This window comes from Protofrankia sp. Cas8 (assembly GCF_963555845.1).
In the GTDB taxonomy this organism is placed as follows: Bacteria; Actinomycetota; Actinomycetes; order Frankiales; family Frankiaceae; genus Protofrankia.
This window is the reverse complement of record NZ_CAUVXI010000195.1, coordinates 1-10495: the sequence shown is the minus strand read 5'-3', so window position 1 is coordinate 10495 and position 10495 is coordinate 1. Positions and strand designations below refer to the sequence as shown.

General features: G+C 70.1%; 8 protein-coding genes. 6 read left to right on the top strand and 2 right to left on the bottom strand.

Translation table 11 applies throughout. From position 1 onward, the window contains the following. Positions 1-395: glutamate ligase domain-containing protein (locus tag U9977_RS21800; protein WP_416210736.1), on the top strand; the 395-nt coding region annotated here is incomplete at its 5' end. A 23-nt stretch (positions 396-418) separates the two neighbouring features. On the opposite strand, the gene U9977_RS21795 is transcribed toward U9977_RS21800, so the two are convergent. Further along, on the bottom strand, positions 419-1816 hold the full coding sequence (locus U9977_RS21795; RefSeq protein ID WP_322751147.1) for an FAD-binding oxidoreductase: 1398 nt from the start codon (positions 1814-1816) through the stop codon (positions 419-421). A gap of 306 nt (positions 1817-2122) precedes the next feature. Between U9977_RS21795 and ftsW the strand changes: the two genes are divergently transcribed. The 4 genes from ftsW (at position 2123) to murC (U9977_RS21775) (ending at position 7692) form a co-directional block, all read left to right on the top strand. Continuing rightward, a complete protein-coding gene (gene ftsW / locus U9977_RS21790) occupies positions 2123-3598 on the top strand; it encodes a putative lipid II flippase FtsW (RefSeq protein WP_322751146.1) in 1476 nt (491 codons plus the stop codon). A gap of 189 nt (positions 3599-3787) precedes the next feature. Further along, positions 3788-5023: a PLP-dependent aminotransferase family protein gene (locus U9977_RS21785; protein WP_322751145.1), complete on the top strand. Its 1236-nt coding sequence runs from the start codon at positions 3788-3790 to the stop codon at positions 5021-5023. A gap of 72 nt (positions 5024-5095) precedes the next feature. Next, positions 5096-6226, top strand: a complete 1131-nt coding sequence (murG, locus tag U9977_RS21780) for an undecaprenyldiphospho-muramoylpentapeptide beta-N-acetylglucosaminyltransferase (RefSeq protein WP_322751144.1) — start codon at positions 5096-5098, stop codon at positions 6224-6226. Between the two features lie 29 nt (positions 6227-6255). After that, entirely contained in the window at positions 6256-7692 is a 1437-nt protein-coding gene (gene murC, locus U9977_RS21775; RefSeq protein WP_416210734.1) for a UDP-N-acetylmuramate--L-alanine ligase, read from the top strand. 477 nt (positions 7693-8169) lie between these two features. Here murC (U9977_RS21775) and U9977_RS21770 read toward each other — a convergent pair whose 3' ends face one another. Further along, a complete protein-coding gene (locus tag U9977_RS21770) occupies positions 8170-8742 on the bottom strand; it encodes a Uma2 family endonuclease (protein WP_322751142.1) in 573 nt (190 codons plus the stop codon). Between the two features lie 171 nt (positions 8743-8913). Here U9977_RS21770 and murC (U9977_RS21765) point away from each other — a divergent pair, with 171 nt between their 5' ends. Then, positions 8914-10347, top strand: a complete 1434-nt coding sequence (gene murC, locus U9977_RS21765) for a UDP-N-acetylmuramate--L-alanine ligase (RefSeq protein ID WP_322751141.1) — start codon at positions 8914-8916, stop codon at positions 10345-10347. The last annotated feature ends 148 nt before the right edge of the window (positions 10348-10495 follow it).

Genomic DNA, 10495 nt, shown 5'->3' with positions numbered 1-10495 from the left:
CCAACGTGCTGCCGACACTCGCCGCCGTCGAGGCCTTCGGCGACCGCAGAATCGCCGTGGTCGTGGGCGGTCAGAGCCGTGGCATCGACTACCGGCCGTTGGCTGTCGGTCTACGTACCCGCATGCTGGACACGCTCGTTCTCACCGTGCCGGACAACGGCCCCGACATCCACCGTCAGGTCACCGAGGCCGGCGCCGGCCCACATGTCACGACGGTGGACACGCCCGACCTCGCCGCCGCTGTGGTCGAGGGGTTCCGGTGGGCACGACCCGACGGCGTCGTCCTGCTGTCGCCCGCGGCGCCGAGCTTCGGACGTTTTCGCGACTACCGCGAGCGTGGCGCCGCCTTCGCGCTCGCCATGCACACCTGCCGTACCAGCGTGCAGTCACAGTAGGTGGTCATAGGTGGCTGTCGTGGTCACAGCGTGTCCGGAGGGATCAGAACGTTCGGGTTGAGAATGCCTACCGGGTCGAGGGCCTGCTTGATCCGCCGAAACATGGCGATTTCGACCGGTGAGCGGTTGAGTGGGAGCCAGCGTCGTTTCGCCGTACCGATCCCGTGCTCGGTGCTGATGCTGCCACCGCTGGCGGCGACGAGCCGGAACACGCCGTCCTCGACCCGTTCCCCGGCGGTTTCCCCGGCGGTTTCCGCGCCGGTCACATTGACATGCACGTTGCCCTCGGCGACATGCCCGAACAGCCATGTCCTCGCCTGCGGCGCGATGGCTGTGACGGTGGCGGGTACGGCATCGATGAACGTGGGAAGGCCGGCGAGGGGCAGGGTGACGTCCATCTTCACCGGCGTCCCAAGGGTGTTGATCGACTCGGGGTGCCGTTCCCGGTAGGACCACAGCGCCTGGCAGCCACGTTGGTCACCGGCGAGCGAGGCGTCCCTGACGCCCGCCAGACCGGCGACCGCCTCCGCCAACGTGTTGAGCGGTGTCTCCCCGTCGGCGGTGTCCCCGCCGACCTCGACGAGGAGGTAGGCCGGGTGCGTCCCACGCAGCGGTCGGGGCAGAGCGCAGGTTTCCGCAACAAGATCAAGACCTGCGGTCAGCATGAGTTCGGCCGCGGCCAGCCCGGGCAGACTGTTGCGCAGCAGGGATGCCACCGTGACCGCGTCGGGCACGGATGCGAGCCCCAGCAGACCCACCGCCCGTGCCCGGGTGGCCGGCACAAGCCGGACCCGCACCGCGGTGACGACACCGAGGGTACCTTCGCTGCCGGCGAGCAACGACGGCAGGTGATAGCCGGTGTTGTCCCTGGACAGCCCGGTGAGATGGGAGACCACGCTGCCGTCGCCGAGCACCGCTTCCACTCCGAGCAGCTGTGCCCTGGTGTCCCCGTACTGCAGTACCCGCAGGCCACCGGCGTTCGTGGCAACGGTGCCGCCGATCGTGGCGGAGTCACGGCTGGCAAGGTCCACACCGTAGGCCAGGCCCGCCGCGGACGCCGCCGCGCGCAGTACACCGACCGGTACGCCAGCACCGACCGTGGCCTGGCCGGCGGCGGCGTCGATCCACAGGGGCTCGCCGAGCCCGCGCAGACTGAGCACGACCTCCCCGCGGGTCGGGACGCCGCCGCCGACCAGCCCGGTATTGCCCCCCTGTGGCACCAGCGCAACCTCAAGGTGTGCGCAGGCCTCGACGATGGCAGCCACCTGCGCGGTGTCCACCGGACGCACGACAGCGCACGTCCGCCCGACGAATCGTCCGGTCCAGTCCCGGACGTAGCCGGCCATGACCTCCGGGTCGGTCAGCACACGGGCGTCACCGACCGCGTCTTGCAGCGTCTGGACCACCTGGTTTCGCGACATGGTTCAGTCTCGTCCGAGAACCTCGTCAGGGGCCTGCTGCGGCGATAATTACCGGTCTGATACCGTACGTTGGCATCCGACTCCGTATTGCCGACCACTTAGCCGGCCGGGGACCGCAGTCGGGCAGGCTCGTGCCCGACACACCCGCGATGGTCGGCGCCCAACAGGCTGGCGGCGTGGACTATTCGGTGCGGGGACCATAACCGCGTCCCCGGGTGAGCGGTGCGAGCACGACGGTGGCCTCGGTGTGCGTGTTCCATGGGTGTTCCTTGACGAGTAGAGGCGTGACGAGCAGGGGAGTGGGACGTGGTGACCGGGGGGGAGGCGCCCGCGCGCGGCGGACCCGAGCCGGGTGGGCACGAGCCGGGTGGGCACGAGCCGGGTGGGCACGAGCCGGGTGGGCACGAGCCGGGTGGGCACGGGGCCGACGACACCCGGGTACCCGTACTCGCCCGGCCGCTGGCCTCCTATTACCTGCTGCTCTCTTCGGCCGGCCTGCTGTTGCTGCTCGGGCTGGTGATGGTGCTGTCGGCATCCAGCGTGCGGTCGTTCGACGAACTGGGTTCGTCCTACGCGGTGTTCGCGCGACAGGCCACCTGGGTCGGCATCGGCCTGCCGTTGCTGGTCCTGGCCAGCCGGCTGCCCGTGCGGGTTTTCCGGGTGCTGGCGTATCCGGTCATGATCGTCTCTTTGGTCCTGCTGGTGGTCGTGCTGACTCCGCAGTTCGGAAAGTCGATCAACGGTGCCCAGCGGTGGATCGAACTGGGGCCGTACACGCTGCAGCCCAGTGAGATCGCCAAGCTCGGCCTCGTGCTCTGGGGCGCGGATCTGCTGGTGCGCAAACGCAAGCTGCTGGGGAACTGGAAGCACCTGCTGGTTCCGCTCGTCCCCGGAGCACTCCTGATCTCCATTATGATCATGCTGGAGCCGGACATGGGGACCACGATCGTGGTGCTCGTGGTCCTGCTGACCCTTTTGTGGGTGGTCGGGACCCCACTGCGGGTGTTCGGGTCGATCAGCGGTGTAATTCTGCTGGCCGGCACCGTCCTGGCCATCCGGGAGCCGTACCGCTTCGAACGGTTGCTGTCCTACCGGGACCCGTTCGCCGACGCCCACAACACCGGCTTCCAGGCGGTCCAGGGCCTGTACGCGCTGGCCTCCGGCGGCTGGTGGGGCGAGGGCCTCGGCGCGTCCCGGGAAAAATGGCCGGGGTTGCTGCCCAACGCCCACACCGACTTCATCCTGGCCATCATCGGTGAGGAGCTCGGCCTGCTCGGCACGCTGGTCGTCGTCATCCTGTTCGCCGTTCTCGGGTTCGCCGGCATCCGGGTCGCCCACCGTACGGCGGACCCGTTCGTTCAGCTCGCCGCCGCCTCCGCCACCGGGTGGCTGCTCGGCCAGGCAATGATCAACATGGGTGCCGTGGTGGGGCTGCTCCCGATTACCGGCATCCCGCTGCCGCTGGTCTCCTTCGGGGGTTCCGCGCTGGTTCCCACGATGCTCACGGTCGGGATGCTGCTGTCGTTCGCCCGGCACGAACCCGCGGCGGCGGCAATGCTCGGCGCCAGGGCGGCGGCCCGACGCGAGGCCCGGGAGGCACGGGAGGCCAGCTCCGGTGGTGGGCGCCGGTTCCGATCCCGCACGCGGGCTGCCCGGGGCGGATCGGGTGAGCGCCGTCGTGGTAACCGTGGTGGTGGTGGCGGACGCAACGCTGGTGGTGGCGGTGGTCCCGGTGGCGGTGGCGACATCACCGACGGGATGTCCGCAGCCGCACGCCGTTGACCCACTGTTGAACGCGGCCCCGCCGGGCGCGGAGAAGCCCGTGCTGTTGTCGCAGCCTGGAACCGATGGGGTACCTTCCCACGAACTGCGGCCTGATGGGCCAAAGGGCGTGTGATCATGGTTTTTTTCGCACGCCCGGAGGCCTGGGTTTTTGATCGTGGGGTGGTGGGCCAAGGGGGGTGGAAGGCTATGAGCGACAGCGAGTCGGTTGAGGCGATCCTGCCGGGACCGGTTCCGCTCGCCCGCCGGATGGGTGAGCTCGGAACGTGGGTGATGCGTGACCCACTGCGACTCGGTGAGGTCGGCGACGTCATCTCGCTCGCCGGTGGGCTGCCGGCCGGCGAGACGCTGCCCGCCGCGGAGATCGGCGAGGCCGTGCGCCAGGTGTCGACCTCGAAGCTGGCAACGGCCGCGCTGCAGTACTCGGCAGCCGAAGGTCTTCCCGCGCTGCGCGCCTGGATCGCAGACCGGGCGTCGGCCGACCGTGGGCGCCTGGTTGACCCGAGCCAGGTCGTGGTGACCACTGGTGGGCTGCAGGGCCTGGATGTCATCGCCCGTACGCTGCTGGACCCCGGCGATCTCGTGGCCATCGACGAGCCGGTCTTCCCAGGCTCGCTGCACTGTCTGGAGATGTACCAGCCGGAGTTTCTGGCGATCCCGGTCGACGCCGACGGTCTGGACGTCGGCGCGCTCGCCGAACGACTGGCCGGCGGGCAGCGTCCCAAGCTCGTCTACACGGTCGCGACCTTTCACAATCCGACTGGCGCCACGCTCACCGATGTCCGGCGCCGCGAACTCGCGGACCTGGCCGAGCGGTACGGGTTCGTGGTGGCCGAGGACGAGCCGTACCCGGCGCTGCGCTTTCGGGGCAATCCTGTGCCACCGATCGCAGCCTACAGTGATCGCATTGTCACCATCGGGTCATTCTCCAAGACGCTCGGACCGGGACTCCGGGTCGGATGGGTGGTGGTGCCGAGCGCGCTCGCCGACGCGGTGGGCCGCGCGAAGCGCTGGTCGGACCTGCACACCTCGACGCTGATGCAGTACGCCCTGATCGAGCTTCTGGGCCGGGCGGGCTGGTACGACGCGCACCTGGCGACGTTGCCGGTCGTCTACGGGCGGCGGTGCGGCGCCCTGCGCGCCGCCGTCGGCGAACATCTGGCCGGGGTCGTCGAGGTCAACGACCCGGCCGGTGGGCTGTTCGTCTGGGGGCGCGTCGTCGCGCCGGGCCTGTCTGCGGACGACCTGCTCGACGCCGCGGTCCGCCGCGGGGTGACCTATGTGTCCGGCCCGCAGTTCGCCGTGCACAATCCCGACCCCGCGACCATGCGGATGTCGTTTGCGGGCAGTTCCCCGGAACGCCTTGAGCTCGCCGCCCGCCGGCTGGCCGACGCCGCGATCACCGCCCTCGGGTCGAGGGCCTGACAAGGGCCTGACACGGGTGGTGACGGTACCCGGGGGGTGATCCACTATTGGGGTGTGTCATCGTCGTGGACGATGCTGAGGAGTGTGGTGCTCGCCGGCGGTGGCACGGCGGGCCATGTAGAACCTGCGCTGGCCGTCGCCGATGCCCTGCGGGCCGCCGACCCCCGGCTACGCCTGACCGTCCTGGGGACGGAGTCCGGGCTGGAGGCGAGGCTCGTGCCGGCCCGTGGCTACGACTTGGTGACGATCCCGAAGGTGCCGCTGCCGCGCACACCCACGCCGTCCCTGCTCACCGTGCCCGGCAGGCTCGCCGGGGCCGTCAGCCAGGCGTCGGCGACGCTGGCTCGGGTGCGCGCGGACGTGGTCGTCGGCTTCGGCGGGTACGTGTCCGTCCCGGCCTACCTGGCCGCGCGCCGGGCAGGTATCCCGATCGTCGTCCACGAGGCCAACCCGGTTCCGGGAGTGGCGAACCGGATCGGCGCCCGGTTCACACCCTTTGTGGCGGTCTCCTACCCGAATACTCCGTTGCGCGGCGGCCGGCTCACCGGCATCCCGCTGCGCCCGGAGATCCTGAACCTCGACCGGTCGCCGACGGCGACCCGGGCGGCCCGGATCAGTTACGGCCTTCACCCGGGCTATCCGACGTTGCTGGTCTTCGGTGGTTCGCAGGGGGCCCGACGCATCAACGACGTGATCAGTACGATGGCCGAGGAGATCACTGCGAGCGGGGCGCAGGTCCTGCACGCGGCCGGGCCCAAGAACGTCGAGACGGTGCTTGCGGCGCTGCCACCGAACCTGCCCGCGCCCTATGTCGTGCGGCCCTATCTCGACCACATGGCGTCGGCGTATGCGGCGGCGGACATGGCGCTGTGTCGTGCCGGCGCCATGACCTGCGCGGAGCTGGCCGCGGTCGGCCTGCCCGCCGCCTACGTGCCGCTCCCGCACGGAAACGGTGAGCAGCGGCGCAACGCCCTGGCGACGGTGGAGGCAGGCGGCGGCCTGCTGATCGACGATGCCGGCTTCTCGCCCGAATGGGTGCGTGCGGAGCTGCTGGGCCTGCTCACCTCGTCGGAACGGCTGGCCAAGATGTCGGCGGCATGCTCAGGCTGCGGACATCCCGACGCCGTGGACGCGATCGTGTCGATGATCCGTGAGGCCGCGGCCACACGCAGGCGGCAACCGGCACGCCACGCGGCTCGCTGAACCCGGTCCGAGGCGATGGATGGGGCAAGATGTCACCTGTGACAGCTCGGGCGCTACCGGACAACTTCGACCGTGTCCACCTCGTGGGGATCGGCGGCGCCGGCATGAGCGGCCTCGCCCGGCTGTTGCTGCGGCGCGGCGCCTACGTGTCCGGAAGCGACGCCCGGGACACCCGCCGATTGGCCGCGCTACGGGCACTCGGGGCCCACGTGGCGATTGGTCATGATCCGCAGCATCTCGGCGACGCCCGTACTTTGATCTTCTCCCAGGCCATTCCGGCGGGAAATCTGGAGGTCGAGGAGGCGAAAAAACGTGGCCTGCGTGTTGTTTCGCGGGCCGCCGCGCTTGCCGCGCTGATGCAGGGATTCCAGGGGCTCGCGGTTGCCGGTACCCATGGGAAGACGACGACCACGCTGATGGCCACCGTCGCGATGCAGGCGTGCGGCGCCGACCCGTCGTTTGTCACCGGCAGCGACATCAATGAGGCCGGCTCCAACGCGCACGCCGGCTCGGGCGAGATCTTCATCGCTGAGGCCGATGAGAGCGACGGCGGATTTCTGCTGCTTGAGCCGTTCGGCGCGGTCGTCACCAATGTCGAAGCCGATCATCTTGATTACTACCGTCAGCGTGAAAACGTCGAGACCGCGTTCGCGCGGTTCGTCGACGGTGTCGATCCGGACGGTTTTGTGGTGGCCTGCCTGGACGACCCCGGCGCGGCCAGGCTCGTCACCGCGCTGCGGGACTCCGAAGGCAGCTCGGGGACACCGCGGGTCACCACCTATGGCGAGTCGGTGGACGCCCACGTCCGGGTGGAGCTCGCGATGGTCTCGCCGACCGGCTCCACCTGCGAGGTGGTCGTGCGCGGCAGACGGTTGGGCGAGCTGACCCTGCGGGTACCCGGGCGGCACAATCTGCTCAACGCGGCCGGTGCGCTGGCCGCCGGGCTGGAGCTCGGCCTGCCCGCGGCCGGCCTGTTGGAGGGGCTGGCCGGGTTCGCCGGCGTCCGCCGCCGGTTCGAGGCCAAGGGCAGCGTCGAGGGCATCCGGGTGGTCGACGACTATGCCAACCATCCGACAAAGATCATGGCCGTGTTGCGGACTGCCCGTGACGTCGCCGAGGGCGGCCGGGTCGTGGTCGCTTTCCAGCCGCACCTCTACAGCCGGACGGTTGCCTTCGCCGCCGAGTTCGGCGCCGCACTGGGCCTCGCGGATGCCGTGGTGGTCATGGATGTCTTCGGCGCGGGGGAACAGGAGCTCCCGGGGGTCAGCGGTGCGACGATCGCCTCCCGAGTGCCGCTGCCCGCCGACCAGGTCGTCTACGAGCCGTCCTGGTCGGCCGCGGCGGGCCGGGTCGCGGCGTTCGCGCGTCCGGGCGACCTGGTGCTCACCATCGGAGCAGGCGACGTGACTCTGCTCGGCGGGGAGCTCCTGCGCGTCCTCGCCGAACGGGCAACCCTGTCCAGCTGAGACAGCATCCGGATCTTGAACCCGCCCTGTCTTACACGCGGGGCCGTTTCTTCGTGTGATCCCTGAGAAGGGCTCTCAACACGTGACATCGGCTCGAGTGGTTCGTGCCGTTACTCTCGGGATCGATGTGTCGGTCGTACTCTGCGATGAGAAGTGAGGGTTTCGAGCTGGAGCCTCCAGCTCGAAACCCTCACCCGACGAACGCTGCGCCCCGGGCCACATGCTGGACAGAGGTGGGCACCGGGGGCCGCCCAACGGCGATCGGTGATCCCGGCCACGAGGCATCACCAGCTGCCAGGTGATGCCGCCGGTGAACAGCATCCAAATAACAAAACCAGAATGCGTAGGTCGTTGAGGCCATCCTGATGACCGGAACCACCTACCGTTCGGCCGAATGTCGTCCGACAGTAGGTGGAATCGGTCGCTATGGCGGCCGCCCTTGTAGGTGCCAGTGAAGATCCGGGAGACAGATCCTGGTCAGGACAGGTGTGGCGGTGCGGCGGCGAGGAGTTCGTCGAGCAGCACGGCCCGGTGGCTGATGTAGGCCGGTTCGCCCCGCTCGTCGATACCCAGCGCGTATATGTGGGCTGTCGCCGGACCGCCGTCCCGTTCGATCCGCCAGAATCGGGCGATACCGGCGCGGGCGTACTCGCCCGGTTTGATCGTGCGGTCCAGGTTCTCCGAGCCCGGGGAGACGACCTCCACCACGAGCAGGGTGTCGGCCGGGTCGATCCACACGGTGCCCCGCGGGGCCGGGCGGCGCAGGACGAGCACGTCGGGACTACGGCCACTGGATGATTCGGTGATCCGGAGACCGGGCGTGGCCAGCACTCGGTCGGGGCTGTAACCCTTGGTGACCAGCCATACCACGAGCTGTGTGATCAGCGTGGCGTGTTCGGTGTCGGCTGGCGGCTTGACCAGCAGGTTCCCCTCGGCGAGTTCGTATCGATGGAGCTCGTCGGCCGCGGCCAGCTGGGTCACGTCGTCCAAAGTGAGTGCTCGTCCGGGCAGCTGCACCACCAACGGGGGCGTCGGGTGGACGACCGTCATGCCGATCTCCCCTCGGCTGCCCGAGCAGTATCCGATCTTCAGTGTAACGGTGGTCGTGTGCAGCGGCGGGGCGTGGGGCGCGGGGCGCGGGAAACGGGCCGTGGCCGTGGCCGTGGGAAACGGGGCGTGGTCGTGGGGAACCGGAGCCCGGCGTGGTGTTCACTGCCTGTCGTGACCGGTGAGAACCCTCAGCACGTTCGCTTCCTCGGAATAGCCGGGGCGGGCCTGTCCGCGCTCGCCCACATCCACCTGGCCAGCGGCGGGATGGTCAGCGGCAGCGACGCCCAGGACGCACCCCGCCTGGACGCTCTGCGCGCCGCCGGCGCCCGGGTTCGGGTCGGAGCCGTCACCGACCCGGCCGTGCTGGCCGCGGAACTGACCGGCGTGGACGTCGTCGTGGCGTCCAGCGCGTTCCCCGATGACCATCCTGAGCTGGCGGCCGCACGGCGGTGCGGTGTCCCGGTCCGCCGACGCAGCGACTGGCTGCCGCAACTGACCGCCGGCTACGACCTGATCGCGGTCGCCGGCTCGCACGGCAAGACCACCACGTCCGCGATGCTCGCCCTGGTGCTGCGGGCCGCCGGGGTCGACCCGACCGCGGTGATCGGCGCCGAGGTCGCGCAGCTCGGTGGCAACGCGCTGGTCGGAGCCGGAGCGCTGTTCGTCCTGGAGGCCGACGAGTACGGCGGGGCGTTCGCGAACCTCGACCCCGCGCTTGCCGTGATCACCAACGTCGAGTGGGAGCATCCCGACCTCTTCCCCGATGAGGCGGCCGTGCGCGTGGCCTTCACCGCGTTCGCCGCGCGGGTCCGCCCCGGCGGGACGCTGGTCGTCTGCGGGGACCATCCCGGCGTTCAGGCGGTGCTCGCGGCTCTGCCGGCCGGGCATGCCAGAGTCGTCGACTACGGTCTCCAGGCCGCCCGGACCTGGCGGGCGGTGGACCCGCGCCCGACGCCGGACGGCGGCATCCAGGCCACGGTCAGCCGGGACGGGCACGACATCGGGACGCTCACGCTTGCGTTGCCGGGCGTCCACACCGTTCTCAACGCGCTCGCGGCGCTCGCCGTCGCCGCGGAGCGGGGCCTTGCCGTGCCCGACACTCTCGCGACCCTTGCGACCTACACCGGTGCGGCCCGCCGGTTCGAGCGGGTCGGCATCGCCGCATCGACCGACCGCCACGGACCGTTGGAGATCGTCGATGACTACGCCCACCACCCGACCGAGATCAGGGTGACGCTGGCAGCGGCCCGCCAGCGGGCCGGCTCGCGCCGGGTGTGGGTTGCCGTGCAGCCGCACACGTTCAGCCGGCTCGCCGCCCTGATGGATGATTTCGCCGAGGCGTTCACCGATGCCGACCGGGTGTACGTCACCGACATCTACGCCGCTCGTGAGCACGACACCCTGGGGCTGCACGCCTGCGACCTCGCCAAGAAGATCTTCGTGCCGGAGACGACGTACTACGTCCCATGGGCGGAACTCACCGACCGGCTCACCACCGACCTGTCGGTCAGTCTGCCGGCCGCGCCGGACGGCGTCCTGCTGCTGACCCTGGGGGCCGGCACGATAACCGACGTGGGTCGGTGGGTACTCGACGCGTTGGGATAGCGGCGCTCGGGCAGACGTGCCGCATGTCAGCGCCATGTCGGCTGGCGGACAGTGACGTAGCCGACGCGGATATGGGACCGTGCTCGGCGAACTCGGCCACGCCGGCCACGCGGTGACATGGCATGGTCCTGCAGTGATTTGGGGGAGA

What these genes read in the sequence shown, in the direction of transcription:
- U9977_RS21795 (WP_322751147.1), bottom strand. Translation starts at nt 1,816, where the DNA reads ATGTCGCGAAACCAGGTGGTCCAGACGCTGCAAGACGCGGTCGGTGAC.
- U9977_RS21785 (WP_322751145.1), top strand. Translation starts at nt 3,788, where the DNA reads ATGAGCGACAGCGAGTCGGTTGAGGCGATCCTGCCGGGACCGGTTCCG.
- murG (WP_322751144.1), top strand. Translation starts at nt 5,096, where the DNA reads ATGCTGAGGAGTGTGGTGCTCGCCGGCGGTGGCACGGCGGGCCATGTA.
- murC (WP_416210734.1), top strand. Translation starts at nt 6,256, where the DNA reads ATGTCACCTGTGACAGCTCGGGCGCTACCGGACAACTTCGACCGTGTC.
- U9977_RS21770 (WP_322751142.1), bottom strand. Translation starts at nt 8,742, where the DNA reads ATGACGGTCGTCCACCCGACGCCCCCGTTGGTGGTGCAGCTGCCCGGA.